This is a genomic window from Oceanobacter sp. 3_MG-2023 (genome assembly GCF_030688925.1).
GTDB lineage: Bacteria > Pseudomonadota > Gammaproteobacteria > Pseudomonadales > Oceanobacteraceae > Oceanobacter.
Map to the genome: position 1 here is coordinate 1 of NZ_JAUYVX010000004.1, position 25,573 is coordinate 25,573.

Annotated in this window: 27 protein-coding genes; 15 read left to right on the forward strand and 12 right to left on the reverse strand. The window is 54.7% G+C overall.

What is annotated here, in order from left to right:
* Positions 1-60 precede the first annotated feature (60 nt).
* Both Q8W32_RS04660 and Q8W32_RS04665 read right to left on the reverse strand, forming a co-directional pair.
* Entirely contained in the window at positions 61-183 is a 123-nt protein-coding gene (locus tag Q8W32_RS04660) for a hypothetical protein (protein ID WP_305413904.1), read from the reverse strand.
* Positions 184-252: 69 nt separating this feature from the next.
* Positions 253-504, reverse strand: coding sequence for a hypothetical protein (locus Q8W32_RS04665; protein WP_305413905.1), 252 nt, complete (start codon positions 502-504; stop codon positions 253-255).
* Here Q8W32_RS04665 and Q8W32_RS04670 point away from each other — a divergent pair.
* The 4 genes from Q8W32_RS04670 to Q8W32_RS04685 all read left to right on the forward strand — a co-directional run bounded on the left by Q8W32_RS04670 (position 503) and on the right by Q8W32_RS04685 (position 7,687).
* Complete coding sequence (locus Q8W32_RS04670) at positions 503-1,267, forward strand: ABC transporter ATP-binding protein (RefSeq protein ID WP_303431759.1); 765 nt, start codon at positions 503-505, stop codon at positions 1,265-1,267. The two genes, Q8W32_RS04665 and Q8W32_RS04670, sit on opposite strands and share 2 nt — an antisense overlap.
* Positions 1,264-3,774 (forward strand): ABC transporter permease, encoded by a 2,511-nt coding sequence (locus Q8W32_RS04675; protein WP_305413906.1) that lies wholly within the window; start codon positions 1,264-1,266, stop codon positions 3,772-3,774. The genes Q8W32_RS04670 and Q8W32_RS04675 overlap by 4 nt, the downstream gene beginning before the upstream one ends.
* A gap of 182 nt (positions 3,775-3,956) precedes the next feature.
* The gene (locus Q8W32_RS04680) at positions 3,957-5,099 is read left to right on the forward strand and encodes a GTP-binding protein (protein WP_305413907.1); all 1,143 of its coding nucleotides are present in this window, start codon (positions 3,957-3,959) and stop codon (positions 5,097-5,099) included.
* 152 nt (positions 5,100-5,251) lie between these two features.
* Entirely contained in the window at positions 5,252-7,687 is a 2,436-nt protein-coding gene (locus Q8W32_RS04685; protein WP_305413909.1) for an ExeM/NucH family extracellular endonuclease, read from the forward strand.
* A 12-nt stretch (positions 7,688-7,699) separates the two neighbouring features.
* Here the strand turns inward: Q8W32_RS04685 and Q8W32_RS04690 are convergent, their stop codons facing one another.
* The 4 genes from Q8W32_RS04690 to Q8W32_RS04705 all read right to left on the reverse strand — a co-directional run bounded on the left by Q8W32_RS04690 (position 7,700) and on the right by Q8W32_RS04705 (position 9,588).
* Positions 7,700-8,278 (reverse strand): hypothetical protein, encoded by a 579-nt coding sequence (locus Q8W32_RS04690; RefSeq protein WP_305413910.1) that lies wholly within the window; start codon positions 8,276-8,278, stop codon positions 7,700-7,702.
* A 14-nt stretch (positions 8,279-8,292) separates the two neighbouring features.
* A complete protein-coding gene (locus tag Q8W32_RS04695; protein WP_303431764.1) occupies positions 8,293-8,754 on the reverse strand; it encodes a hypothetical protein in 462 nt (153 codons plus the stop codon).
* A 71-nt stretch (positions 8,755-8,825) separates the two neighbouring features.
* Positions 8,826-9,194, reverse strand: coding sequence for a hypothetical protein (locus Q8W32_RS04700; RefSeq protein WP_303431765.1), 369 nt, complete (start codon positions 9,192-9,194; stop codon positions 8,826-8,828).
* Between the two features lie 79 nt (positions 9,195-9,273).
* Positions 9,274-9,588 carry a hypothetical protein gene (locus Q8W32_RS04705; protein WP_305413911.1) on the reverse strand — a complete coding sequence of 105 codons (315 nt, stop codon included), beginning with the start codon at positions 9,586-9,588 and terminating at the stop codon, positions 9,274-9,276.
* A 240-nt stretch (positions 9,589-9,828) separates the two neighbouring features.
* Between Q8W32_RS04705 and rpsF the strand changes: the two genes are divergently transcribed.
* The 10 genes from rpsF (at position 9,829) to Q8W32_RS04755 (ending at position 16,326) form a co-directional block, all read left to right on the forward strand.
* A complete protein-coding gene (rpsF, locus tag Q8W32_RS04710; protein WP_303431766.1) occupies positions 9,829-10,260 on the forward strand; it encodes a 30S ribosomal protein S6 in 432 nt (143 codons plus the stop codon).
* A gap of 14 nt (positions 10,261-10,274) precedes the next feature.
* Positions 10,275-10,505 carry a 30S ribosomal protein S18 gene (gene rpsR, locus Q8W32_RS04715; RefSeq protein WP_303431767.1) on the forward strand — a complete coding sequence of 77 codons (231 nt, stop codon included), beginning with the start codon at positions 10,275-10,277 and terminating at the stop codon, positions 10,503-10,505.
* Positions 10,506-10,571: 66 nt separating this feature from the next.
* Positions 10,572-11,435 (forward strand): hypothetical protein, encoded by an 864-nt coding sequence (locus Q8W32_RS04720; RefSeq protein ID WP_305413912.1) that lies wholly within the window; start codon positions 10,572-10,574, stop codon positions 11,433-11,435.
* A 29-nt stretch (positions 11,436-11,464) separates the two neighbouring features.
* Positions 11,465-11,911, forward strand: coding sequence for a 50S ribosomal protein L9 (gene rplI / locus Q8W32_RS04725; RefSeq protein WP_303431769.1), 447 nt, complete (start codon positions 11,465-11,467; stop codon positions 11,909-11,911).
* A gap of 183 nt (positions 11,912-12,094) precedes the next feature.
* A complete protein-coding gene (dnaB, locus tag Q8W32_RS04730) occupies positions 12,095-13,480 on the forward strand; it encodes a replicative DNA helicase (RefSeq protein WP_303431770.1) in 1,386 nt (461 codons plus the stop codon).
* Between the two features lie 81 nt (positions 13,481-13,561).
* Entirely contained in the window at positions 13,562-14,122 is a 561-nt protein-coding gene (locus Q8W32_RS04735; protein WP_305413914.1) for a GNAT family N-acetyltransferase, read from the forward strand.
* Positions 14,119-14,691 (forward strand): GNAT family N-acetyltransferase, encoded by a 573-nt coding sequence (locus Q8W32_RS04740; RefSeq protein WP_305413916.1) that lies wholly within the window; start codon positions 14,119-14,121, stop codon positions 14,689-14,691. Before Q8W32_RS04735 ends, Q8W32_RS04740 begins: the two co-directional genes overlap by 4 nt.
* Positions 14,692-14,768: 77 nt before the next feature.
* Positions 14,769-15,383 (forward strand): RNA polymerase factor sigma-70, encoded by a 615-nt coding sequence (locus tag Q8W32_RS04745; RefSeq protein WP_370693330.1) that lies wholly within the window; start codon positions 14,769-14,771, stop codon positions 15,381-15,383.
* A 2-nt stretch (positions 15,384-15,385) separates the two neighbouring features.
* A complete protein-coding gene (locus tag Q8W32_RS04750) occupies positions 15,386-15,613 on the forward strand; it encodes a zf-HC2 domain-containing protein (protein ID WP_303431774.1) in 228 nt (75 codons plus the stop codon).
* Between the two features lie 104 nt (positions 15,614-15,717).
* Positions 15,718-16,326, forward strand: a complete 609-nt coding sequence (locus Q8W32_RS04755) for a DoxX family protein (RefSeq protein WP_305413919.1) — start codon at positions 15,718-15,720, stop codon at positions 16,324-16,326.
* Positions 16,327-16,429: 103 nt separating this feature from the next.
* On the opposite strand, the gene coq7 is transcribed toward Q8W32_RS04755, so the two are convergent.
* Positions 16,430-17,083, reverse strand: coding sequence for a 2-polyprenyl-3-methyl-6-methoxy-1,4-benzoquinone monooxygenase (gene coq7, locus Q8W32_RS04760; protein ID WP_305413920.1), 654 nt, complete (start codon positions 17,081-17,083; stop codon positions 16,430-16,432).
* A gap of 146 nt (positions 17,084-17,229) precedes the next feature.
* Here coq7 and Q8W32_RS04765 point away from each other — a divergent pair, with 146 nt between their 5' ends.
* Complete coding sequence (locus Q8W32_RS04765) at positions 17,230-18,729, forward strand: AAA family ATPase (RefSeq protein ID WP_303431777.1); 1,500 nt, start codon at positions 17,230-17,232, stop codon at positions 18,727-18,729.
* Positions 18,730-18,754: 25 nt separating this feature from the next.
* Here Q8W32_RS04765 and Q8W32_RS04770 read toward each other — a convergent pair whose 3' ends face one another.
* The 5 genes from Q8W32_RS04770 to dusB all read right to left on the reverse strand — a co-directional run bounded on the left by Q8W32_RS04770 (position 18,755) and on the right by dusB (position 25,573).
* On the reverse strand, positions 18,755-21,091 hold the full coding sequence (locus Q8W32_RS04770) for a response regulator (protein ID WP_305413921.1): 2,337 nt from the start codon (positions 21,089-21,091) through the stop codon (positions 18,755-18,757).
* Between the two features lie 124 nt (positions 21,092-21,215).
* Positions 21,216-22,502 (reverse strand): phosphoribosylamine--glycine ligase, encoded by a 1,287-nt coding sequence (gene purD / locus Q8W32_RS04775; RefSeq protein ID WP_303431779.1) that lies wholly within the window; start codon positions 22,500-22,502, stop codon positions 21,216-21,218.
* Positions 22,503-22,553: 51 nt separating this feature from the next.
* Positions 22,554-24,182, reverse strand: coding sequence for a bifunctional phosphoribosylaminoimidazolecarboxamide formyltransferase/IMP cyclohydrolase (gene purH / locus Q8W32_RS04780; RefSeq protein WP_305413922.1), 1,629 nt, complete (start codon positions 24,180-24,182; stop codon positions 22,554-22,556).
* A 90-nt stretch (positions 24,183-24,272) separates the two neighbouring features.
* Entirely contained in the window at positions 24,273-24,587 is a 315-nt protein-coding gene (gene fis, locus Q8W32_RS04785) for a DNA-binding transcriptional regulator Fis (protein ID WP_370693329.1), read from the reverse strand.
* Complete coding sequence (gene dusB, locus Q8W32_RS04790; RefSeq protein ID WP_305413923.1) at positions 24,584-25,573, reverse strand: tRNA dihydrouridine synthase DusB; 990 nt, start codon at positions 25,571-25,573, stop codon at positions 24,584-24,586. The genes fis and dusB overlap by 4 nt, the downstream gene beginning before the upstream one ends.

Here is a 25,573-nt window from a genome sequence, read left to right on the forward strand (position 1 = left end):
CAGGCCTGCAAGTCGGCTTCGTGATTCGAAACCATCCGGTAGCCCAGAGTGAGCACCGGATTAAATAGATGTCCCCTGATAGGCAACTTCGTTATAAATATTGGCAAAGCCGTCGGTGTAGCGAGTGCCATAATTGGGGGAATTTTGCATACCCAGCAGCATGATGCCTCTGTGTTCGGCCATGGCAATCATCTGCTGCGGATAACGCTGGGTGGTGTGCCGCGCAGGCCATCGTTGCCGCGAGTTCGATTATCAGCAGGTCTGGCTGGTGTCGCCACTGATACTGGCATTGACTACCGTGACCAGTGGAACACGCTGTTGCAGCTGCTGCTGAAGCAGAGTGACCTGTCCCTGTTGAATCGGCACGCCGAATCCGGCACTAATACTGTCTCCAACGACGAGAATCATCGGGGCAGCGTGACGCCCGGTATCCGCCGGTTCTGCCAGTGACGGCAAGCCGGTCAATACGACCAGTGCCACTAACAGGATTTTGATATTAGCCATGCGTAATAACCGCGACATCTCGCTTGATCCCCTTGAAAAACCGGCCTCGTCCTCTGCGACAGACGGTCACCACAGCCTAGCTCTTGAGTTAACCCGTGTTGGTAAAACAGTACAAGCGGGAGGACAACCGCTGACGTTATTGAAGGCGGTTTCCCTGCAGGTGGAAGCAGGTACCAGTCTGGCCATCGTCGGTACCTCCGGCAGTGGTAAATCCACCTTGCTGGGGATTATGGCCGGGCTGGATTTACCCTCTGCTGGTGAGCTGTCACTGCTCGGACACAGGCTCGACCAGCTGGATGAAGACCAGCGGGCGGCAGTACGGGCGCAAGGGGTCAGCTTTGTGTTTCAGAACTTCCAGTTATTGCCAGGGTTGACGGCACTGGAAAATGTCATGTTGCCGCTGGAAATTCGCCAGCAAACAAAACCACAGCGTGAAGCAAAATCGTTACTGGACAGCGTTGGTCTGGGTCATCGTATCAGTCATTACCCCAGCCAGTTGTCGGGGGGGGAGCAACAACGGGTGGCGCTGGCGCGGGCCTTTGCGGGTCAGCCGGATATTCTGTTTGCTGATGAGCCCACCGGTAATCTGGATCGCGCCACCGGCAAACAGATTGAAGATTTGTTATTCCAGATGAACGCTGACTACGGCACCACGCTGGTGCTGGTGACTCACGACCCACAACTGGCACAGCGTTGCCAGCGTCAGGTACGTATGACCGATGGCCAACTGCAGGATGTGACTGTCGCCGAGGCTTCGGCATGACAACATTACCCATGACCCGATTACCCTTACTGGCGCAGTGGCGGCTGGCATTACGGCTGCTATGGCGTGAGGCCCGCAGTGGTGAATTAACGCTGATTTTACTGGCGCTGCTGATTGCGGTGACATCCACCACTGCCATTGCGCTGTTCAGTGCCCGCCTCGAGCTGTCGCTGGATGATAACTCCAGTGCCTGGCTCGGGGCTGATTTGCGGGTTCGATCCACCGCCCCCTTTACCGATGAACAACGGCAACTGGCAGTCGGTCTGGGTCTGGAAGCCGCTCAGTTAATGACTTTTCCCAGTGTGGTGTTACACGGCGACAATATGACGCTGGCAGCAATCAAGGCGGTGGATAACGGCTATCCGATGCAGGCGCGATTAAAGGTGATCACCGCCAGTCATCCGGAACCGGTGTTACAGAATCATGGCCCGGCAGCGGGAGAAGCCTGGGTTGAACCGCGCTTGCTGGCGTTGCTGGGTGCCTCTCTGGGGGATGAGCTGGAACTGGGGGACAAAAGCTACCGGGTCACTGGGGAAATCATGGAAGAGTCTGATCGTGGTGGTGGCCTGTACAGCTTGTCGCCACGGATGATGGTGCACTGGGACGATGTTCAGGGCAGTGCCTTGCTGGGGCCGGGCAGTCGTTTGCGCTATCGCTTGCTGATGCAGGGGGAGCCGGATGCTCTGGCACAGCTGCAAGACCAGTGGCCGCTCAGCGACAAGGAAAAATTTGAAACCCTGAAAGATGGCAATCAGCGTATGGCTCGTTCGCTGGCAAAAGCCCGTCAGTATCTGGCGTTGGCCTCTCTGTTGGCGGTGGTGCTGGCCAGCATTGCGGTAGCGATTTCAGCGCAGCGTTACGCCCTCCGGCATTTTGATATCAGCGCCCTGATGCGTACCTTTGGTTTGCACCGGGCTGATGTGCTGCGGCTCTACCTTTGGCAACTGGTGATATTGGGCGTGGCGGCGGCAGCGGCCGGGGCGTTACTGGCGCTGCTGTTGCAAGCGGGGATTATCCAGTTACTGGCGGATGTTTTGCCTGCCGAGATGCCCGCCGCTCCGGCGCTGGCCTGGTTGCTGGGCCTCAGCTCCGGGTTGGTGACGCTGTTGGGATTTGGCTTGCCGCATCTGCTGCCGCTGGCAACCGTGTCACCCTTGCGGGTGTTGCGGCGGGATCTGACACCGGTGCCATTGGCCGGTTGGCTGATGACCGGTTTGGCGTTGTTGTCATTGACCTTGTTGCTGTGGGTGTTTACCCGTGATTTGTTACTCACCTTGTTAGTGATGGGGGGCGGATCGCTTCTGGTCTTGGTCTTGCTCGGAGTATTGCAGCTGGGTATCTCCGGCTTACGCAAGCGACTGGAAAATACCAGCCTGGCGCTACACTGGCGTTTTGCCTGGCAGCACCTGAGCCGTAACAGCCGCCAGACTGCCGGGCAAATACTGGCTTTTTCACTGACACTGCAAGTCATGATCGTGATTGCGATGCTGCGTAATGACCTGTTGGCTGACTGGCAAAACAGCTTGCCAGCCAATGCCCCGAATGTATTTGCCATGAATATCCAGAGTTACGACAAGGAAGGCTTTCAAAGCGGGCTGGTAGAACGCGGCTTTGATGCCCAGACCATTTATCCCATGGTGCCGGGACGATTACTGACCATTAATGGTCGCAGTATCCAGGAGCTGGGGCTGGAGAATATAGGTGCGATTGATCGCGATCTGGCGCTGACGGCTGATCATCAGTTGCCGTCCTCCAATCGTATTGTGGCTGGGGACTGGCAAGCGATGAGTGGTTCCGGCCAACTGTCGATAGAAGTTGAACTGGCGGAGCGGTTAGGTGTACGACTGGGGGATACCCTGGCTTTCCGAGCCGCCGGTGTTGAGTTTGAAGCCAGTGTCAGCAGTTTGCGGGAAGTCGACTGGACTTCACTCAGTCCTAACTTTTTTATGATGTTTTCCTCTGACCTGATGGAACAATTGCCGCCCAGCTACATCACCAGCTTTAACGTCCCGGAGCAATCCCAGGCCGAATTGACCAGCCTGATCCGGGAATTTCCAGCGATCAATATCCTTGATATGCAGGCGTTGCTGGGGCAGTTGCAATCGTTGTTGTATCAGGTCAGCCTGGCGGTGGAGCTGATCCTGGCGGTGGTGTTGATCGCCGCGATGCTGGTAATGGTCTCGGCACTGGTGGCGAGCCTGAGGGAACGCTTGCAGGAAGGTGCCCTGCTAAGAACCCTGGGAGCCAGCAGTGGGATGATACGCAAGGCCCAGCTTTGTGAGTTTTCTCTGATGGGACTGATTGCCGCGTTGCTGGCGTTGCTGGCCGCCGAAGCCTTGTGCTGGGCCTTGTACACCCAGGTACTGGCTATTCCGTACAGTGGTCTGGGCTGGATCTGGTTGTGGTTACCCTTGCTGTCGGCTTTGGTACTCTCCGGGCTGGCGACGCTGCTCTTGCGCAAAACCATTCGTGTTGCGCCCTTGATTGTGATGCGCGAGTTGAGCTGACTTGCAGTGCATGATCGGCATATGCCAGATCATTCGTTGATCTGGCGCTGCCAAAAGGTGTTGCTCAATGGCTTGATAAGCTGCCCGGCCTAAGCTGTGCAAGCGGCCAGGGCGAGGCGCAACAAGTCAAAATACAGCGTCTATGTTAATCTGCAACGTTTTGACCTGCTGCGGATTTTGCTATGGCCCTTCCTGACACACCAGCCACTGATCAATCTTGCTCTGCTTCCGACAAGGGAGATTCCGGTACCACGGGTTCGGTCTCTCGTGCTGGAACAGCATCAAGACCGCCACTTCCCCAGGTGCGGGTGTCTGTTATTACCGGTTTTCTGGGGACAGGCAAAACCACCACGATCTTGAATTTGTTACAGCATCGTCCAGCCGGAGAAAAATGGGCGGTACTGGTGAATGAGTTTGGCGAAGTCGGGGTGGATGGCACCATATTGAAAACACTGGGAGACGGGGTGGTGGTACGGGAAGTCCCTGGCGGCTGTCTGTGCTGTGTCTCGGGGCTGCCGTTCCAGATTGGCATGAACAGTCTGATCAGTCGGGAAAAGCCGGATGTCTTGCTGATTGAGCCAACCGGGCTGGGTCATCCGCGCCAGATTCTGAAAATACTCTCCCAGTCGGGTTATCAGGATGTGCTGAAAGTGGCAAACACGGTGACGCTGGTCGACCCGCGCCATCTGAGTCAGCCGAAATATCGCCAGCATGAGATTTACGCCGATCAGATTGCGGTAGCGGATGTGCTGGTGGCCAATAAAATCGATGTCTGTCAGCCGGAAGATCTGCGGCTGTTTGATGCCTTGGTGGCCGAACGACAGTTAGAGAATCCGCAACTCCAGGCTGTCCGGATTACCCAGGGGCAGCTGTCTCCCGACTTGCTGATCGCAGCCGGTGCTGAGACTGGAGCATCAGAAGCAAGCGTAACGGCAAGTAATACAACACTCAGGCTCCCGCCGGTGCTGGATCTGACTCAGCCGTTGCAGTTGGAAGCTGGTGAATCTTTTCGGGCTTTGCCACATCAGGGTGATGGCTATCATGCGTTAGGCTGGTTGATTGCGCAGCCATGGCTGTTTTCGTTGGCGGCATTGCGGAACTGGTTGTATAGCCTGGAGATTGAACGAGCCAAGGCGGTACTGGCAACCGACGCCGGGGTAGTGGCATTCAATCTGCGCGAAGGCACTCTGACGGAGCAGATGCTGGGAGACGCCAGTGTCATTGCTTTTGAAAACCGGCTGGAATTGATCGATCTGAACGTGTTGCCACAAGCGGCGCTGGAAGCTGGTTGGCAGGCCTGCGCGTTAAGCGGGATGGCATCCTAGCGTAGCGGCATCGGGCTGACGTTATCCATTGTCTGTTTATCCCGATGGCACAGGACTGCCATCGTTACCATCGCTCGTTTGGCATGCCGTAGCCTGGTGTGCCATGTCGCGGTATCCCATTCTCTTCATCTTCTGATAATAAGCAGGTCGCGATGATGCGCACGTTTTATTCGGTACTGGCGGCGGTTGGCCTTTTGCTGCTGGCACTGAGCTGTCAGGCAACACTACTGATCAATGAGGTAGATGCCGACACCGAAGGCAATGACAGCGCCGAATTTATCGAGCTGTACAACGGTGGTCGTGGCGCGACGTCATTAACCGGCTACGTACTGGTGCTGTATAACGGCAGCAACGACCGCGCCTATCTGGCGCTGGATTTGTCGGCCAGGCGCACAAATGCGGAAGGGTATTTTGTGGTCTGTGGTAGCGCTGCCACGATCGCTGGTTGCGGCCTGGAAATAGGGAACAATATTCTGCAAAACGGTGCCGATGCCGTTGCCCTGTACCATGGTTCGGTGGCTGATTTCCCCAAAGGTACGGCTGTCACCGCCAGCAATCTGGTGGATGCTCTGGTGTACGGTACCCGTGATGCGGACGATCGCGGACTATTAAGCGTCCTGATGCTGGCTGACCCGGTGCAGGTCGATGAAGATTCAGCGGGCGACAAAGACAGGCATTCTTCCCAGCGCTGTGCCACCTCCGCTCGCTCCGGTGCCGCCTTTCAGGTTGCCGAAGCGACTCCCGGTGCGCGGAATTCGTGCCACGATCAGCCGGAACAATCCCGGTCCGGGCAGTGTGGTGATCCAACGGGCGTTACCCGGATCAGTGCTATCCAGGGCCGTATTCGCCATGTCAGTGACGATACCAGCCCATTGAATAATCGACGGGTGCTGGTGGAAGCCGTGGTCACACTGGATGCCCGGGTGGGCTATGGGGGCTTCTGGATACAGGAAGAAGACGCCGATGCCGATAACGATGCCCGCAGTTCAGAAGGGGTGTTTGTTAAAAGCAAAGGGGCGGATATTCGTGTCGGTGATACCGTACGGCTGGAGGGAACCGTGGGGGAAACGTCAGGAGTGACGCGGCTGGGTAATATCCGTGACCTGACGGTGTGTCGCCGGGATACAGCGTTACCTCGGGCGCAGCCGCTGGTCTTGCCGGTGAGGGATCTGGCCGACTGGGAAGCCCTCGAAGGCATGAGAGTGCACAGTCACACCCGGCTGCTGGTTGCCGACTTGTATGGTGCCGGTTATGGGTTAGGCAATTATGGTCAGCTGGTGGTGTCTTCCTCTTTGCATTTTCAGCCGACCGATGTCGTACCACCAGGGTCAGAGGCCGCGGATGCATTGCTTGAACGTTATGCGCTGGACCGGTTGTTGGTGGATGACGGCATGAGTGGCCGTTACCCCACATTTATTCCTTTTCCTGATGCGACAACCGGCTACCGCGCCGATAACCCGGTACGGATCGGTGATTCATTTACCACCTTGAGCGGCGTGATCCATCATTTCAAAAACGATTTTATGCTGATTCCCGAACGATACCGTATGGCTGCCAGTCATGCCCGTACCTCGACACCAACGGTGAGTGCGGATGCCAATTTGCGTATCGCTTCCATGAACGTGCTGAACTATTTTAACGGTGATGGCCAGGGTGGCGGCTTTCCTGCCTCCCGTGGTGCCAGTACCTACGCCGCCTTCCAGTTACAAAGCAGCAAGGTGGTCGCGGCGATGGCTGCCATGGATGCGGATATCATTGGTTTGATGGAAATCGAAAACGACGGCTACGACAAGCACAGTGCCATTCAGCAATTGCTGGATGCCATGAATGCCTTGCAGTCTCCCGGCGATGAGTATGCGTTTGTGGACCCGGGCACGCTGCGTATTGGTACGGATGCCATTACGGTCGGATTGCTGTATCGGCCTGGACGTCTTCGGTTACGGGGCACGACCCAGGTGCTGTCATCGGCCAATTCGCCACGTGACCGGCAGGGCGTGTTATTCAACGACCGCAAACACCGGCCATCCCTGATCCAGTCGTTCGAGTTTCATGACTTTGTGTTTACGCTGTCGATCAATCATTTCAAATCAAAAGGCTCGGCTTGTCATGAGCAACACGAAGGTGCCGATGGCCAGGGTAACTGCAATCTTATGCGTACCCGGGCGGCTACTGGCTTGTTGCAGTATTTGCAAACACAGCCAACGGGGGTGACATCCACCGCTGTCCTGGTGATGGGGGATTTGAATGCTTACAGCCAGGAAGACCCGCTGCAGGTATTGCTGGCAGGGGGATACCACGACCTCAAGCGCTCGGATGTGGCAACCGAAGCGAAACCTTATACCTACAGTTACAACGGCTTGCTCGGCAGTCTGGACCATGCCTTGGCAACGGCCACCTTTGCGGATCACGTGGTCAGTGCGGGCGCCTGGCATATCAACTCGGTGGAAGATGCACTGATGGGTTATGAAACCGACGCCAATGGTCAGAGCTATGCGTCAGTTGATCACTATGGTCAGGCCGATAGCTATCGTTCATCCGATCATGACCCGGTAGTGATTGGATTACGGGTCGGCAGCAGTGGTCAATAAGGGAATCGGGTGTCAGTCCAGCCTGTTGGGGTGAGGTCGTGCCATGGGCATGGTGCCACTGGATTGGTAGCGCAGCCGAATACGTTCGACCAGTGCTTCCAGCTCTTTGTCGTACAGTGGTTGTTGTCGGGTTGACTGGCCATCGGAGTAGATCAACCGGGTTTGCGGTTGCCTGCGGCATGGGTGCTGTTGTGTCAGCCATTGGTTCAGCAGCGTCATGGGCATATCGGTCAGCCCTTCGAGCAATTCAGCCCCTAGCTGTTGTAGTTGAGTACTGAGCTGCGCTAGGGCGTGCAGGCGGTCATCGTCATAGCAGAATTCGTTGCCCGTGCCGCACAGCACTACTTGTTTACCGTGATAACTCAACTCTTCCAGAATAGGCCAGGCGTCTGCCCAAGGGGTTTCCGGAGTGCCAAAAGCATGGATTGGCAGCGCCATCACCAGGGTGTGGTAGGGCTGGATATCTTCCGGAATACAGCTAAGCAAATTGCACAGCGCGACCGGAGCCCAATGAATATGGTGCTCCAGTGCGCAGGCGGTCGCCGTCGAACAACGACAGCTGCTGTCGTACAGAATAGCGATATCTGTCATTGATGTGGCTCCAGTTAAATCAGGTAGCGGGTAGAGGCTGATAAATCCTGACTCAGGCGGCGGATACAGAGACGCCCTTGTGGCTGCTGCCGATATAAGTAGCGCAGGGCAAAAAAGGGCTGATACAGGCTTTCAAGGCACAGTTGCCGACATTGAGGGCTGCAGTCATCGGCAAAAGCTGTGTTACGCAGGTGGCTGTAAAGGCGACGCAGCCAGCTTTCCTGCAAGGCTGGCAGGTGACGGCTGCCGGCCTCTTCTGCCAGTTCCAAGCCGATATCCAGATATTCATTCACCCAGAGCGTCAGTAACACATCGCTGTGTTGCTGCGGAATCAACTGCTCCAGTTGTTCCAGTCGCCGGCTGTTGCTGGACCCGGAAGTCAGTTGTGGCCAGGGGTTATTGCTGCGGCTGCCGGAGTCAGGGATGGCATTGATCTGGGCAGGTTGCGTCGGAAAGGCGAGTAGCGTGGCGGACATAAGCGTGGTCTCTTTCTGATCAGGTCAAGACCACTCTAATGATAATTATTCTTATTTGCAATAGAGAATGATTATTTCCATTCGAATGGCTTTTCCTGTCCATGGGTCAGCTTGACCCAGCCTGGCTGGTCTTCGGTTTCAGATTCTTTCCAAACGCGGGCAGCACAGCGAATCTCGGTTTCCAGCACATGATGGGCCGAACGGGCACATTCGAGATCATCTGCCCATGGCGTATGGTTCTGCTTGATCCATAGACTGTCGAAATTACCTTCTGCCCGGACGGTAAACACCATGTCCATATTTTCACAACGCCAGAAGTGGCTGTTACCCTTGAGGGTTGTGTCGGTGACGGGGCCAATACTGGATTCGAGCCAGGCACGTACTTGCTCCGGTTCGGCTTTTAACAGGTAAATTTCGATATCAGGGAGAGTGGAAGTCATCGTTGTAGCTGTGCCTCTGAAGAGTCGGGATCTATTTGCGCAATATACCCCAAGGCTGTGCAGATTGCGCCGTTTGGCGTTATCCGGAATGTGACGGTGCTGGCATGAAACGCAGCGTGTGGCGAGCGGAAAGAACAAGAAAGAAAAAGGTAAAACGGTGAGAAAGCGTCAAGAAAATCGCCCGTAGCCAATAACAGTGCCATTGTTGTTGGTTACGGGCGTTGCTTAGCGCAAAGGCTGAAAGCGCTGACGGAATCAGATCAGCGCCCCAGCAGATGGGAATCGAGCTACCCTCATAGCCCGCAAGCAGAATAACTCCCGGGTTATGTAGCAGCAATGTGACTGGATGCCGCAGCAAGGCCTGTGCGGTACCTGTGCTGGGTTGGCCAGCCATACCAAACACAAAAATCCGGAATAAGGGGCCGTGCATCCCGCCGCGATCACAGCACTCGCAAGGAATACGTTTCCTGTTTGTTTTTTCACCGTTATTCTGGTAAATTCCGCGCTCCTTTTTATCCGTACACTATTGTTAAATCCGCGGTGCTGTTTACAGCGCCACAGCGGCTGATAATAAAAACGGACTCCTTGTCTTACCGGATTGGCCGGAAGGCTTTTTACCCATAAGGAGCTGACAATGCGTCACTACGAAATCGTTTTTCTGGTTCACCCAGATCAAAGCGAACAAGTTCCAGCGATGGTTGAGCGTTACACCGCGACTATCGAAGGCACTGCAGGATCTATCCACCGTTTCGAAGATTGGGGCCGTCGTCACCTGGCTTACCCGATCAACGATGTTCATAAAGCACACTATATTCTGATGAACGTAGAGTGTACCCAGGAAGCCCTGGACGAACTGACCACCAACTTCCGTTACAACGATGCCATTCTGCGTAACCTGGTGATCCGTCGTAATGAAGCGGTGACTGATGTTTCTCCGATCAAAGCTGCTGAAAGCCGCGAAGATCGTCGTCGTCCTGAGCCGCGCGAAGACAACCGTGAAAAAGCGGTTGAGACTGAAGAATCTGCTACTGAAGATTCTGCCGATTCCGCCAAAGACGAAGATTAAGAGAGGAGTTACTCATGGCACGTTTTTTCCGTCGTCGCAAGTTCTGCCGTTTCACTGCTGAAGGTGTCACAGAGATCGATTATAAAGATCTGGATACCCTGAAAGGCTATGTCACTGAAACCGGCAAGATTGTTCCAAGCCGTATCACTGGTACGCGCGCCAAGTATCAGCGTCAGCTGTCTACTGCTATCAAGCGTGCACGTTATATTGCACTGCTGCCGTATTCAGACGCGCACGATAATTGATTGGTCTTGTTGGTTGGATAAACTGAGCCACAAGCCCGTTTACCTTAATCAACATGAGCATCAAGCATGAAAAATCTGGCTCAATGGGCCATGCAAAGCCGCCAGAGGGTAACTCTGGTTGCGGCCATTGCTTACGCTGTCCCCATGCTGTTTTGGCTGGGAGCAGCGTTCCAGGCGCTGGTGCTGTTGCGTCAGCCCTCCAGGGACAGTCTGCCGATGGTCCTGTGGTCTTCCTTGCCAGCATTGGCATGGATGGCAGCAGGTGATCCGACCCCTGTTCTGGTAGCAGCAGGAACAATCCTGGCTGCTCAGGTACTTCGTTATTCGATTCGTCTTGATTGGGCGATTCTGACGGCGGTGGTACTGGGAGAATTGATTTATTGGTGTTTGCCCTTGTTGCTGGCCGATGTACTGCCGTTGGTAGTGTCCAGTAGCGAGGTTGCCGTCAGTGAAGCGTTAAAATCCAGTCCGGATTTACAAGCGCGCTTGCAACCTCTGGTTGCCCCCATGATTCATGGGGTACTGGCCGCTTTGCACACACTGGTTATTATCTTGTGTCTGTTATTGGGACGCTATTGGCAGAGTGCCTTGTATAACCCGAAAGGGTTTGGCATTGAATTTCGACAGTTGCGTTTGCCGTTGGCATTCACACTGCCTGCCGTACTGGTTGTGCTTACCGCAGGCCAGTTGTTGCCGGGATTGTCTGGCATGGTACCGGTGTTAACCGTGGCCATGATGTTGGCAGGCCTGGCAGTGTTCCATGGCGTGGTGCATGGCACTAACGCCAGCTCGAACTGGCTGTTGCCGATTTATATCGGTCTGGTCGTGTTTGGGCCTTACATGTACACATTACTAATTTTCGTAGCGGTGCTGGATAGCGTACTAGATATCCGCATGCGACTAAAAGACACGGCGTCTGGTGACAAATAGCACCGACTCCCTGTAATGAGGAATCCAAGATGCAAATTATTCTGTTAGAAAAAGTCGCTAACCTGGGTGAACTGGGTGATCAGGTTAACGTTAAGCCTGGTTATGCACGTAACTTCCTGATCCCTAAAGGCAAGGCAGTTCCTGCAACCAAAGCAAACGTTGAACACTTCCAGGCGCGTCGCGCTGAACTGGAAGCGACTGCAGCAGCCAAATTGGCTGAAGCTGAATCCCGTAAAGAGAAAATCGAAGAAATCGAACTGTCTGTTGCCGTTAAAGCCGGTGATGAAGGCAAACTGTTCGGTTCTCTGGGTAATCGCGATATTGCCGACCTGGCTTCTCAAGCCGGCGTTGAATTGGCCAAGGCAGAAGTTCGTCTGCCAACGGGTCCAATCCGCGCAGTTGGTGAATTTGATGTGGCGATTCACCTGCACCCAGAAGTAGAAGCGGTACTGAAACTGCACGTTGTGGCTGAATAAGTAACTGCTGTCAGTCTGTGGATACGGGTTATACCGGTTCACCGGCTGCGAGGAAAAAGGCACTATAGGGAAAGACTCTATAGGGCCTTTTTTTATGCCTGATGCCTGGGCGCCAGGTTGCGTTTCAGCATGCCCGCGACGAGCACAGCGTGTATTGATCAGACAGTATTCAGGAAGGATGGTATGACTGACGACTATCACAACGATGACACGGCAACCACCAGCCAGCGTACCCCTCCGCATTCGGTAGAGGCGGAGCAATCGGTACTGGGGGCCTTGATGCTGGATGAGCGCGCCTGGGAGTCGGTCAGTGAAACACTGCGGGACAACGACTTCTATCGCCATGATCATCGCTTGATTTTTCGTGCTATCCAGCATTTGTCTTCGGTTGAACAAGCCATTGATGTGGTGACGGTAGCAGAAGAACTGGAAGAGCGTGGCCAGCTGGAAAGCATCAAGGGTGGTTCTTATCTGGCCCGTTTGGTCGATATGACACCGTCGATCGAGAACTGCGATGCCTATGCCGAAATTGTTCGAGAGCGCTCGCAGCAGCGCCGCCTGATCGAAGCCGCCAGCGACATCATGCAAAAAGCCTACGAGCCAGGTGGGGATGAAACCCTGACCCTGATCTCGGATGCTGAAAAAGCCATTGCCGAAATCGCCGAAGGCAATCGCAAAGACGGTGGCCCTGAAAAAATTGCCCCGATTCTGAAAAACACCCTCGATCAACTCGATCAGATGTTCAACCAGCCCGATGGCCTGACCGGGCTGACCACCGGGTTTGATCACATTGACCAGCGCACCTCCGGTTTCCAGAAAGCCGATCTGGTGATTGTGGCCGCGCGGCCATCGATGGGGAAAACCACCTTTGCAATGAATCTGGTCGAAAATGCCTTGCTGGCCAGCAAGCGCCCTTGCCTGGTGTTCTCGATGGAAATGCCATCAGAATCGATTGTGATGCGGATGTTGTCGTCGATTGGCAAGATTGATCAGAGCCGGATTCGTAGCGGCAAGCTGATTGAAGAAGACTGGCCCAAGCTCTCCGCCGCTGTCACCATGTTGAAAGACTTGCCACTCTATATCGATGACACCGCCGCCCTGACACCGCAGGAGATGCGTGCCCGCGCTCGCAAGATTTACCGTGAAAGCGGCGATCTGGCCCTGATCATGGTGGATTATCTGCAGCTGATGCAGGTATCAGGAAAATCGGAAGGCCGTACCCAGGAAATTTCCGAAATCTCACGCTCACTCAAAGCCATTGCCAAGGAATTTGAATGCCCGGTGATTGCCTTGTCGCAGTTGAACCGCTCGCTGGAACAACGGCCGAACAAGCGCCCGGTGATGTCAGATCTGAGGGAATCCGGTGCGATCGAGCAGGATGCTGATATTATTCAGTTTATCTACCGCGACGAAGTCTATAACGAAGACACGCCGGAAAAAGGCGTGGCTGAAATTATTACCGGCAAACACCGTAACGGCCCTATTGGTACCGACCGCCTGGCCTTTATTGGCAAGTACACGCGGTTTGAAAATCTGGCCCATGGTTATGATGACTATGGGGATGAATAAAGCGGTGATTGACTGCAGATATTAATACCCGTCACAGCCCGGCAGCAACAGCGCCTGTGACACGTCACTCAGGAATATTGAATGAAATTTACCCCGACGCTGAAATTTAACGGCGGCCGCCTGCGGCCACTGGAAGCGACAGACCGAGACGCACTGTTTGTGGTTTATCAACAGCCGGAATTACCGGGCCAGCGCCCGCTGGAGCAACCTGAGCAGCTGGATCGCATGATCGAACTCAGTGTGCAAATGGCCGCCACCCAACGCGGCATGATGTGGGCAATCGAACTGGGTGATGACAACAGTGGTTATCAGTTGCTGGGGATGGCCAGTGCCTATGACTGGCAGCCATCCCTGTTGAAAGTGGCATTACGAATCGACGGTTTACCCCGTTTAACCATGGCTGACCGGGCGGCGGCATTGACTGCCTGTATAAACTTTATGGCGGAAAAATATCACCTGCGCAGCGTTGCGTATGCCTGGATTCAGGGGCAAAGCGACGCCATTCCGGCAATGCTGGAAAGCATCGGTTTCCAGCGCTCCGTGGTGATGCGGGATGGTTGGCGTCTGGGGCAGGATGACTACTGTGACCAGACGCTTTATCACCATATTTTGCCAGCAACAACGGTGGAGGTACGGCTATGAACTGGAATCTGCAAGCGGGGCCTTTTGTAATCCGGTTACCGGTTATTGATCAGGATGGCGATGCCTTGTATGGCTTGCTCAAAGACCCTGATGCCAGTGCCCATATTCCCAAACCACCGATGTATGCATCGGTACAGTCACTGGATGAATTACGTCGTGCCTCGATGAAATTCAAAAGCCGTGAAGGGGCCTGCTGGCTGGTGGAGTGTCACAGCGGCGATGTCGATGCCCTGGCAGAACTGCTGGCGCGTGTCACACTGGACAGTATCAACTGGATGCTGAATAGCGCTCGGCTGCAGTGGGACGTCAGCCCATCCGTTGAGGCTGACGAGCTGGAAACCATTATCGGCGCGATAGAGGCTTTTTGTTTTAATGAGCTGGGATTACATCGACTGGAAGTGGCGCTGTTACCTGGCTCGACCCGGCATGAAGCCTTTCTGGATCAGCTGGGTTATCAGTATGAAGGTTGCTTGCCAGCGCAGCTGGAATTTGACGAGCAATGGCGGGATCTGAACTTGTATGCCCGATTGGCAACTGATGCAATGGTTGAGGCACCAACACCGCTCTGATTGGGCGGTGAGACAACAGGGAGCGTGTTTTTGTCTTTCCGTTTTTATGAACAGAACCAATAAATGTTCCCAGATGGATGAATACATTGACTGACACTCCTAGCAATACGCTCGCTGATCGCCATTTCCTGGAACAATTACGTCACCAGATGTTGTCGTTCGCCCGTCTGCAGTTGAATGACGACCATCTCGCTGAAGATGCCGTACAGGAAGCGCTGGCTGGTGCCCTGAAAAATGCCGATGCATTCAAACGCCAGGCGGCTTTAAAAACCTGGGTCTTTGCCATTCTCAAGAACAAAATCACCGATATCTTGCGGCAGAAGTATCGTTTGCAGGAACATATGCTGCCAGATGATGACGATGGCTGTAAGAATGGTGAGGAGTTGGACGACCAATTGTTTGACCATCGGGGGCATTGGCAAGCTGACGAACGCCCACAGCATTGGGGTGCCCCGCAGCGACTGGTTTATGAGCGGCAGTTCTGGCAAGTTTTTGATGCTTGCCTGAATCATTTGCCCGCACAGCAGGCTCGTGTCTTTATGATGCGGGAATTTCTCGAACTGAGCAGCAACGAAATCTGTTCTGCCCAGTCGGTCAGTGTCAGCAATTTGCACGTCTTGCTGTATCGGGCGCGGCTGCAGTTACGGGAATGCCTGGAAAATAACTGGTTCTCAGGGGCACAGGAGGCATAATCATGATGAATTGTCGTGAAGCAACACGGCTGATGTCGGAAGCACAAGAACGCAAGTTATCGTTGGGAGAAACGGCAGAGCTAAAAATTCATACGATGATCTGCGCTGGCTGTAAAAATTTTGGCCAGCAAATGCAATCATTACGCGGCATGATGCGTTCTTTCGCGCAGGGTGATGACCCGGAAGACAAGCCACCGGGTTGGCAGGGCCACAACAAAGACAACGAATAACGCCGTTCCAGCACTTCTTGTCAGAGGCCAAATGGTGTCGACAGCTTGATAACCCCATGAGGATTGGTACGCGCTGATCCTCTATTTATCAGACAGGAATTTTCATGAGTCTTATCGATATACTCTATCGTCCAGCCGACCGGGTCTTGCGATCGGCGCAACCACTGGATGGCCTTGCCCCTCTGTTGATGCGCCTCTATCTCGCTCCGGTCCTGATGCAGTCCGGCTGGGACAAAATGATGACATTTGATAAGACAGTCAGCTGGTTTGGCAATACAGGCTGGGGGCTGGGCCTGCCCATGCCGGAAGTGCTGGTCGCACTGGTATCGGGCTTTGAATTTTTTGGAGCCTGGCTATTGATTGTCGGCCTGGCCGTTCGCTGGATATCGATTCCGCTGATGTTAATCATGATAATGGCAGCGCTGTCAGTACATTGGCAGTACGGTTGGCTGGCCATTGCCGATGCTTCCAGCTGGTTGGCCAATGAGCGGATTATGGCATCGGCAGAACGGCTGGAAGCCGCTCGTACGATTCTGCAGGAACACGGTCATTACGACTGGCTGACAGGTCGCGGTGCCTTTGCCATATTGAATAATGGCATCGAATTCGTTGCGACCTATTTTATTATGCTACTGAGCCTGTTTTTTACCGGTGGTGGCCGCTATCTGAGTATGGATTACTGGATTGCACGCCGTCATAACCTGTTGCGCTAACGACCGACCGAATAACCCTGGTTGTTATGATGACAGCAGTTATGGCCAGGGGTATGGGCAAACACCGGATACCCCATAGACGGTCGATAACAAACAACAAGGATCAGATCCGGTACGTCGCCCCGGTCATAACCCTGGACACGGCGCTCATGGCCATCTTGATAGGTAAGGGGAATTTGTGACCACCGGCTTCCAGAGCCGTGGTTGCGTGTCTGGCTTCGTCTTCCAGCATCTGTAACAACACCGCCTTGCTGCGTTCATCCTGCACTGGCAAGGCGCTGAGGTGAGACGTCAGGTGTTTGCATACCTGCTGCTCTGTTGCGGCAACAAATCCCAGACTGACCTTGTCACCGATCTTTCCTGCTGCGGCACCAATACCGAGGGACAAACCATAAAACAGTGGGTTGAGCAGGCTGGTATGGCCGTCCAGTTCCCTGATTCGGGCTTCACACCAGGCCAGGTGATCGATTTCTTCTGCCGCGGCTGTTTCCATTGCCTCGCGCACATCAGCCAGCTTGGCAGTTAATGCCTGCCCCTGATACAAGGCCTGGGCGCAAACTTCACCGGTATGATTAATACGCATCAAGGCGGCGGCATGCTGTCGTTCGGCGTCGGTCATCTCATGCTGCTCACGCTGCTGGGCCGGCGATGGACGTGACGCGGCCGCGGCTCCCGGTACCAGAGTACGCAGGGCCTGGTCGGCACTGGCAAGCAAACGGTCAGGCAAGGAATATTGGCGAGTGGTTGGCTGGCTCATAAAAAGTCTCTCCGCAATGCGGGTATGGCAGGCCATCCCCGGAAAACTGAATCTGCTGACAGTTTACGTTTTTCTGCGTTCTGATGCATGATTCGTATCATCGATATTCCTCCCCTTACTGACAGCCTGACAGAGAGAATCAAAGTATGCAGGATGTACACGACCTGGCCCTGATGCTGGAGCGCCATACGCCCATTCTGGTGATAGAAACCCACGAAGAACCTCGGGCGCTGGATTTACTGACCCGGTTGGCGATCAAACGGGGTATGGCACTGCAACAGTGGACCCTGACCGATGGCTTGCGGCGACTGGGGTTTGGTGAAGACCCGGGACTGGAGCAGAGTGAAGTACCGGACCGGGCGCTGATGCATATCAAGCAGCAGCAGCAGGGGGGGATTTTTGTTTTTTGTGATTTGCACCCGTTTCTCTCTGAACCGGCAACGGTCCGCTTGCTGAAAGATATTGCCTTGCAGCATGCCAATGGCGGCAAGACACTGGTCTTGCTCAGTCACCGCCTCACTGTACCGGATGAGTTGATGCGACTGAGCGCACGCTTCCAGCTGCAATTGCCGAATGAGCAGCAACTGATGACCCTGGTGCAGGAAGAAGCGCGTCGTTATACCGCTCAAAGCGGGATGCGGGTCAAAACCGATGAAGCGACGCTGAAGCGGTTGGTTGCCAACCTCCGGGGCTTGACCTATTCCGATGCGCGGCGCTTGATTCGCGGGGCAATTGTGGATGACGGTGCGATTACGGCAGACGATGTGCCCGAAGTCAGCCGGGCCAAACTCCAGTTAATGGATATGGATGGCGTGATGGGGTTTGAGTACGACACCGCCCGCTTTGGCGATGTGGCCGGACTGGATACCATGAAACAATGGCTGCAACGACGGCAGCAGGCGTTCTTGCAAGCTGATGCCAATATGCGGCCCAAGGGAATGCTGCTGTTCGGGGTACAGGGCAGTGGTAAAAGCCTGGCGGCAAAAGCCGTGGCGGGGAGCTGGGGAGTGCCCTTGTTACGGCTTGATATGGGTGCCTTGTACAACAAGTTTTTTGGTGAAACCGAACGTAATTTGCGAGAGGCCCTGCAGCTGGCGGAGCTGATGTCACCATGTGTGGTCTGGATTGATGAAATCGAAAAAGCATTGGCGGGTGAAGGTGGCCAGGACAACGGCGTCAGCCAGCGTTTGCTGGGCACCTTGCTGACCTGGATGGCGGAGCGGCAACAACCGGTGTTTGTGGTTGCAACCGCCAATAATATTCATGCCTTGCCACCGGAGTTGATGCGTAAAGGCCGCCTGGATGAAATCTTTTTTGTCGACTTGCCCGATGCCGGTGTACGAGAGGCGATTTTCCGCATTCACCTGGGCAAGCGGGGCCATGATGCCGATGCCGTTGATCTGGGGTTGCTGGCAGCAGCAACAGAAGGTTTTTCTGGTGCTGAAATTGAGCAGGTGGTGGTGGCAGCCTGGTATGCCAGTTCGGAATCCGGAGTGGCCGACGGTGCCAGCTCCCGACATCAACCGCTGACCACTGCGCAATTGATCGATGCCGCCAATGCTACCCAGCCACTGTCGGTGACGATGGCGGAGCAATTACAGCATTTGCGCCGGTGGGCAACCGGGCGCTCTGTGCTGGCACATTAAGATTAAGTCTATCCAGTAAGTCTGTTCAGTCTTGTTGCGGGTGGTATTTCAGCTCCAGTAACGCCCGTTTCAAGCGTTCGCCACTGGCTGGTTTGGCCAGCAAGTGATAAATACCAACCGCATGTGCCTGCTTTCTGACGGAGCTGATACTGAGACCCGTCAGCATCAATACCCTGGGTTTGCGGGTAATGGCCGAGTCATCCTGAATACGTTGCATCAGCTCAAGACCATTCATGACCGGCATATCCTGGTCGATAATGGCAGCATCAAAAGCCTGCCCTGTGGCGGCCTGGTTGCGCAGCATCGCCAGTGCTTCCTTGCCACTGTAGGTGCTTTCCACTCGAATACCCCAGCGCCGCACCTGTTTTTCAATCACATTCCGCAGGGAGGCATTGTCATCAACAATCAGAACGCTCATGCCAATCAGGTTGTCGTCATGATCCCGCTTTATCTGAGTCGCGGTATCTTCCGGTTCCATCGGCAGATACAGGGTGAGGGAAGCGGAGTGGTTGGACAGGCTTTCCATCTCCAGTGAGGCTTTCATAAAACGAATCAGATGCCAGCAGACACCCTGATCCCAGGGTGTGTGACTGCTGGCTTGGTTGGCATTGCTAAGCCGCTCCAGAATAATGCGCAAATCATCACGGTGAGTGATGGTGCCCTGGATCTGGATCTGGATTGATACGCCATAGATCTGGCTGCGGTTATTCAGCTGTGGACTCAAGTGGGTACGGATTTCCCCCAGCTCTGTGTACGCCAGCAACTGGGAATAGAGGTTGTGCAGCAAGGTATGCAGATGATTACGGTCACCTATCAACCGGGCTGGTAGATCATCGGCCTGGTCTACCATCAGCTCAATCTGTTTGCGATTGGCTCCCAGCTGGAGGTGTTCCAGAATCTTGTTGGTGAGTGCTACCAGATCAAACGGGCGCTGATCCAGCTCCAGATATTCATCCTGAATCTTGGCCAGTACGGAAATTTCATTGGTGATATGCAGCATTTCCTGGCCAGCTTGAGTAATGGTTTCGGTGAAATCCCGCTGGACGTCTGTCAGCGGGGAGTCGGATAGCAGTTCATTCATACCGAGCACGCCGTTGATGGGAGTGCGCAGTTTGTGTGCAATCTGCGACAGAATCTCTGGGTGAATAACACCACCACGATTGGGATACTCGAGAAATTGATCACTCTGGCGGGTGATGCACAGTACCGCCATCACCATGCAGGCGGTCATGATGGATGGCAGCCACAGCGCTATCCATTGGCTGACCGAATCGAGTTCGAGCAGATTGTGATTGATCAGCAGGCCCAGTGAGATACCGATCAGGGTTATCAGGGTGCCGGCCAGCAGCCAGCGTTGTGCCGGCTTGTGATGGCTGCAGCCGGTACCCAGCAAGATTGCCAGCAGCAGCTGCAGCAGTGGTGCCAGGATTTCAGTGTAGCTGTATGGCAAGAAAACCAGCAGGATGGCACTCGCTATCGAGCCAATGGCCATGGCTCTCAACAGCTGTCGCACCAATTGGGCATGAGGGCCTTTCCAGCCAAGGAAGTAGGCCGTGAGCACCTGACAGCTGATGGCCGTTCCGGTCATCAGATCGGTGATGATATTGGATTGTTCAAGTTCAAGATCAAACAGCAAGCCGAGCTGACCGAGCCAGCTGGCAATAAAAATGGTAGAGGCCAGGCAGTAGCCCGACATGCACCAGGCCAGCCAGGAGTTTCGGGTTAATGCCATATTGATAAAATAAGCCGCTGTTGCCAGCAGCCAGCCAGCGACCAGGCCGATGGAGATCGATTGTGACTGCTCGTTCTGCAAAAAATATTGTGGCGTCAGTAGACGGATATCGGTGTTCAGCAGGCTGTTACCGGAGATGGATAATAAATAGCTGCTGGTCGACATGGCGGGCAGTGTCAACAAAAACGGGTGTGCTTGCTGATAACTGCCGGACGACTCGGTAAAACCACGGATAAACTGGATATTATCGCGATCACTGATATCAAACATCGACACTGTGGGAATGTGATTATTGGAGAGTGCCAGGATGGCCTGCTTTTCAGACGGAAACGGGTTGTACAGACTGATACGTAGCCAGAATGTAGAGCGGCTGGTACCAAAGTGCAGATGCTCGGCATGACTGGGCGTAAAGCGCAGTTGCACCGATTGACTGAGGACATCGTGAATACCCAGCAAGGAATCCGGGTCTTCCAGAATAGAAGCGTAACTGCTGATGGAGTGATTAAAATCCCCCTCAGGGATCAATACCGGACTGCTGGCCCAGCTGCTGTGATTGTAGCTGAGCAGCAGCAGACAAAGCAGCTGTACCAACCAGGATAAATCAAGTCGCCTTGTTGCCATATCAGTCATGGGGGTACCTTGGAGTCTGGCAGTGCAAGCAATGCCCTGCCAGACGGTGATAACGGTGTGGCGGTTGATATTACCACGGCCGTATCACCATTGATTATTACGTTCGGGGGAGTTTGCCGGAATTTTATTGCTGCTCGCGGGCAATGGCACGATAGCCAATATCGGTACGGTAAAACATATCTTGCCAGCTGACTTGCTGCGCCAGCTGATAAGCGGCCTGCTGGGCCTCACTCACGGTATTGCCCAACGCCGTGGCGCAAAGTACGCGGCCACCAGCGGTCAATACATCGCCATTATCCGCTGTTTTGGTACCGGCATGGAACACCTTGCTGGTGTGACTGTTGTCGGCAGGCAAGGAGATGACATCGCCTTTGCGGTAGTCCGCCGGATAGCCGCCAGCCGCCAGTACAACACCCAGGGCCGGGCGTTCATCCCAGTCGGCAATTTCCGTGTCCAGCGTACCTTCCAGCGCTGCCAGACAATGGGCAACGATATCGGATTTCATCCGCAGCATGATTGGCTGGGTTTCCGGATCACCAAAGCGGCAGTTGTATTCAATAACCTTGGGCGTTCCGTCGGCATCGATCATCAAACCAGCGTAGAGAAAACCGGTGTAATCATTGCCTTCAGCGGCCATGCCTTGCACGGTCGGGTAAATCACCTCGGACATAATGCGATCATGAATGGCCGGTGTTACCACAGGAGCAGGAGAGTAAGCGCCCATGCCGCCGGTGTTGGGGCCGGTATCGCCATTACCAACGCGTTTGTGATCCTGGCTGGTGGCCATGGTCAACACGTTTTTGCCATCCACCATAACGATAAAGGAGGCTTCTTCACCGCTGAGGAATTCTTCGATAACCACGCGGCAACCGGCATCACCAAAGGCATTGCCAGACAGCATGTCTTGCACGGCCTCTTCGGCCTGGGCCAGGGTTTCTGCCACAATCACGCCTTTACCTGCCGCCAGGCCATCGGCCTTGACTACAATCGGTGCGCCTTTTTCACGCAGATAAGCCAGTGCTGGCTCAAGCTCGGTGAAATTCTGGTATTCCGCGGTAGGAATCTGCTGGCGAGCCAGAAAATCCTTGGTAAACGCCTTGGAGCCTTCCAGCTGGGCAGCTCCGGCCGACGGGCCAAAGATTTTCAGACCGGCGGCCTGAAACCGGTTCACAATACCGCCAACCAGGGGCGCTTCCGGGCCAACAATGGTCAGGCCAATGGCGTTGGTTTCGGCAAACTGTTGCAGACCATCAAAATCCATCACATCGATGGCGACGTTGACCATATTGGCTTCGCGGGCGGTGCCTGCGTTACCGGGAGCGACAAATACCGTGTCGACCTGCGGAGATTGCAGGGCTTTCCAGGCCAGTGCGTGTTCGCGGCCACCGGAACCTATGATTAGTACTTTCATGATTATTCTCCGAACCGTCAGACGCCTGCTGCAGGCGCCTGATCAGACTGTTTAGTGGCGGAAGTGACGCATTCCGGTAAAGACCATGGCAATACCGGCTTCGTCGGCCGCCGCAATGACTTCATCGTCGCGGATCGAACCGCCGGGCTGGATAATGGCCTTGATGCCATTGGCCGCGGCGTTATCGATGCCATCACGGAACGGGAAGAAGGCATCCGATGCCATTACGGCACCTTCGACAGCCAGACCGGCATGTTCTGCCTTGATCGCAGCAATCCGGGCAGAGTTCACACGGCTCATCTGACCGGCACCGACCCCAACGGTTTGACGCTGTTTGGCGTAAACAATGGCGTTGGATTTAACAAACTTGGCCACTTTCCAGGCAAATACCAGATCGTTGATTTCTGCTTCGGTCGGTGCCCGCTGGGTAACGACTTGCAGGTCGTCAGAGCGGATCATGCCGTGGTCGCGTTCCTGTACCAACAAACCACCGTTCACCCGTTTGAAATCGAGTGCCGGGGCACGTTCGGCAGGCCATTGGCCACAAACCAGCAAGCGTACGTTTTTCTTGGCTTCGATGACGGCTGCGGCAGCATCAGTGACCGCAGGAGCAATAATCACCTCAACAAACTGACGCTCGACAATAGCGGTTGCGGTGTCGGCATCCAGTTCACGGTTAAAGGCGATAATGCCGCCAAACGCGGACTCGGTGTCCGTGGCAAAGGCCAGATCGTAGGCTTTGCGGATGCCACCATCGGCTTCCGGTACCACGGCGACACCACAAGGGTTGGCGTGCTTGACGATGACACAGGCCGGCTTGGTGAACGACTTGACGCATTCCAGAGCGGCATCGGTATCGGCCACATTGTTGTACGACAGCGCTTTGCCCTGTATCTGTTTGGCGGTGGCGATAGAGGCTTCCTGGGGATCGGCTTCCACATAAAAAGCGGCTTGCTGATGCGGGTTCTCGCCATAGCGCATGTCTTGCGCCTTGATAAACTGGCTGTTGAACGTTTGCGGGAAGTCCAGCCGTGTATCGACGCTGAGTTCATCTGCCGACTGGTCGATGGTGCCGAGGTAGTTGGCGATCATGCCGTCGTAATCCGCGGTATGTTCGAAGGCTTTTAATGCCAGGCTGAAGCGGGTCTTGTAGCTCAGACCACCGGACTTGAGTTCGTCGAGGACACTGCTGTAATCGCTGCTATTCACCAGAATCGCGACGTGAGCGTGGTTCTTGGCGGCAGAGCGCACCATGGTCGGGCCACCGATATCGATGTTTTCAATGGCCAGTGGCAAGTCGCAATCCGGGCGGGCGACGGTTGCGGCAAACGGGTACAGATTGACAACCACCATATCGATGGTGTTGATGCCATGCTCTGCCATTACCGCATCGTCCTGTCCCCGACGGCCGAGAATACCGCCGTGTACCTTGGGGTGCAGGGTCTTGACGCGACCGTCCATCATTTCAGGGAAACCGGTGTAATCGGAGACTTCTACTGCGGCTACCTGGTTATCACACAGCAGTTTGTAGGTACCACCGGTGGAGAGAATCTCTACTCCCAGCTCAACCAGAGACTGGGCAAATTCAACAATACCGGTTTTATCGGAAACGCTGATCAGGGCGCGGCGAACAGGCGTACTGCCTGACTGTGACGGAGCGGTCGGAGTGCTGTGGCTCATAGTATTCCTGGCAACAAGTTGGCTAACATTATTCGATATCTGAAAAACAAAAAGCGGCCTTGCAGCCGCTATGATCTGTTTGTATGCCGGTTAAAGCATGCCGTACTGCTTGAGTTTTTTACGCAGTGTGCCACGGTTCAGACCGAGCACAACGGATGCCTTGGTTTGGTTGTCGCGGGTATATTTCATTACCGTTTCGAGTAATGGAACTTCTACTTCTGACAAGACCATGTCGTAAATCCCGGCAACATCCTGGCCATCCAGTTGATCGAAATAGTTCTGTAACGCCTGTTCGACACTGTCGCGCAGGGTCTGGTTGGACGCCATTGGCGTTTCCAGTCGGATGTGCTGTTCTGCTGGTTCGGTCACTGTATCAACCTTCTTGATATAGGCTTGGGTATTCATGCGGCAATCTCCCTCGAGTTCCTGATCCCCAGGAAAAACTGACGAACGGCGTGTCCTTGTTCGTCAATGGAATCCAATTGGTTGAACTGGCGGCGAAAGTCTTCGCTACCGGGTTGTCTGGCGATATACCAGCCAACATGCTTGCGAGCGATACGCAGCCCGAGATAATCGCCATAAAAGGCGTACAGGGCTTGCAGGTGGGCTTGCAAGGTTTGATAAATTTCGTTTGGCGGTGGTGCTTCCGGTTCGGCTCCGGTGGCCAGAAACTGATTGATCTGCTGAAAGATCCAGGGGTTTCCCTGGGCGGCGCGACCAATCAACACACCGTCGGCACCGGTATAATGCATGACCTCAACCGCTTTTTGCGGTGTGGTGATATCACCATTGGCAAATACCGGAATCGATACTGATTGCTTGACTGCCCGTATGGTGTCGTACTCAACGGTATTCTTGTAGCCGCAGGCCCGGGTGCGGCCATGAACGGCCAGAGACTGAATGCCGAGTGCTTCTGCCATGCTGGCAATGACGTCGGCATTACGGTGTTCGGGTGCCCAGCCCGTCCGCATTTTCAGCGTGACGGGTACGTCGACGGCAGCAACAACGGCTTGTAGAATTTCACGCACCAGACCTTCGTCTTTCATCAGCGCTGAACCGGCGGCCTTGTTACACACCTTTTTGGCCGGGCAGCCCATATTGATATCGACAATATGAGCCCCTTGGGCCACAGCATAACGCGCACCTTCTGCCAGCGATTCGGGGTCTCCCCCGGCAATCTGGATAGCAATCGGCTCGGGTTCGCCACTGTGATCGAGCCGCTGTCGCGACTTGCGGGTCGCGCGCAGGTCGGGGTTGGCGGCGATCATTTCACCAACTACCAGGCCAGCTCCGAGACGTCGACACAGGCGTCGAAACGGAAGGTCAGTGACCCCCGCCATCGGTGCCAGCACGGCGGGGCTGGTTAGCGTGTATTTACCAATTGTGGGCAT

What these genes read in the sequence shown, in the direction of transcription:
- Q8W32_RS04660 (WP_305413904.1), bottom strand. Translation starts at nt 183, where the DNA reads ATGGCCGAACACAGAGGCATCATGCTGCTGGGTATGCAAAATTCCCCC.
- Q8W32_RS04670 (WP_303431759.1), top strand. Translation starts at nt 503, where the DNA reads ATGCGTAATAACCGCGACATCTCGCTTGATCCCCTTGAAAAACCGGCC.
- Q8W32_RS04665 (WP_305413905.1), bottom strand. Translation starts at nt 504, where the DNA reads ATGGCTAATATCAAAATCCTGTTAGTGGCACTGGTCGTATTGACCGGC.
- Q8W32_RS04675 (WP_305413906.1), top strand. Translation starts at nt 1,264, where the DNA reads ATGACAACATTACCCATGACCCGATTACCCTTACTGGCGCAGTGGCGG.
- Q8W32_RS04680 (WP_305413907.1), top strand. Translation starts at nt 3,957, where the DNA reads ATGGCCCTTCCTGACACACCAGCCACTGATCAATCTTGCTCTGCTTCC.
- Q8W32_RS04685 (WP_305413909.1), top strand. Translation starts at nt 5,252, where the DNA reads ATGATGCGCACGTTTTATTCGGTACTGGCGGCGGTTGGCCTTTTGCTG.
- Q8W32_RS04690 (WP_305413910.1), bottom strand. Translation starts at nt 8,278, where the DNA reads ATGACAGATATCGCTATTCTGTACGACAGCAGCTGTCGTTGTTCGACG.
- Q8W32_RS04695 (WP_303431764.1), bottom strand. Translation starts at nt 8,754, where the DNA reads ATGTCCGCCACGCTACTCGCCTTTCCGACGCAACCTGCCCAGATCAAT.
- Q8W32_RS04700 (WP_303431765.1), bottom strand. Translation starts at nt 9,194, where the DNA reads ATGACTTCCACTCTCCCTGATATCGAAATTTACCTGTTAAAAGCCGAA.
- Q8W32_RS04705 (WP_305413911.1), bottom strand. Translation starts at nt 9,588, where the DNA reads ATGGCTGGCCAACCCAGCACAGGTACCGCACAGGCCTTGCTGCGGCAT.
- rpsF (WP_303431766.1), top strand. Translation starts at nt 9,829, where the DNA reads ATGCGTCACTACGAAATCGTTTTTCTGGTTCACCCAGATCAAAGCGAA.
- rpsR (WP_303431767.1), top strand. Translation starts at nt 10,275, where the DNA reads ATGGCACGTTTTTTCCGTCGTCGCAAGTTCTGCCGTTTCACTGCTGAA.
- Q8W32_RS04720 (WP_305413912.1), top strand. Translation starts at nt 10,572, where the DNA reads ATGAAAAATCTGGCTCAATGGGCCATGCAAAGCCGCCAGAGGGTAACT.
- rplI (WP_303431769.1), top strand. Translation starts at nt 11,465, where the DNA reads ATGCAAATTATTCTGTTAGAAAAAGTCGCTAACCTGGGTGAACTGGGT.
- dnaB (WP_303431770.1), top strand. Translation starts at nt 12,095, where the DNA reads ATGACTGACGACTATCACAACGATGACACGGCAACCACCAGCCAGCGT.
- Q8W32_RS04735 (WP_305413914.1), top strand. Translation starts at nt 13,562, where the DNA reads ATGAAATTTACCCCGACGCTGAAATTTAACGGCGGCCGCCTGCGGCCA.
- Q8W32_RS04740 (WP_305413916.1), top strand. Translation starts at nt 14,119, where the DNA reads ATGAACTGGAATCTGCAAGCGGGGCCTTTTGTAATCCGGTTACCGGTT.
- Q8W32_RS04745 (WP_370693330.1), top strand. Translation starts at nt 14,769, where the DNA reads ATGAATACATTGACTGACACTCCTAGCAATACGCTCGCTGATCGCCAT.
- Q8W32_RS04750 (WP_303431774.1), top strand. Translation starts at nt 15,386, where the DNA reads ATGATGAATTGTCGTGAAGCAACACGGCTGATGTCGGAAGCACAAGAA.
- Q8W32_RS04755 (WP_305413919.1), top strand. Translation starts at nt 15,718, where the DNA reads ATGAGTCTTATCGATATACTCTATCGTCCAGCCGACCGGGTCTTGCGA.
- coq7 (WP_305413920.1), bottom strand. Translation starts at nt 17,083, where the DNA reads ATGAGCCAGCCAACCACTCGCCAATATTCCTTGCCTGACCGTTTGCTT.
- Q8W32_RS04765 (WP_303431777.1), top strand. Translation starts at nt 17,230, where the DNA reads ATGCAGGATGTACACGACCTGGCCCTGATGCTGGAGCGCCATACGCCC.
- Q8W32_RS04770 (WP_305413921.1), bottom strand. Translation starts at nt 21,091, where the DNA reads ATGACTGATATGGCAACAAGGCGACTTGATTTATCCTGGTTGGTACAG.
- purD (WP_303431779.1), bottom strand. Translation starts at nt 22,502, where the DNA reads ATGAAAGTACTAATCATAGGTTCCGGTGGCCGCGAACACGCACTGGCC.
- purH (WP_305413922.1), bottom strand. Translation starts at nt 24,182, where the DNA reads ATGAGCCACAGCACTCCGACCGCTCCGTCACAGTCAGGCAGTACGCCT.
- fis (WP_370693329.1), bottom strand. Translation starts at nt 24,587, where the DNA reads ATGAATACCCAAGCCTATATCAAGAAGGTTGATACAGTGACCGAACCA.
- dusB (WP_305413923.1), bottom strand. Translation starts at nt 25,573, where the DNA reads ATGCCCACAATTGGTAAATACACGCTAACCAGCCCCGCCGTGCTGGCA.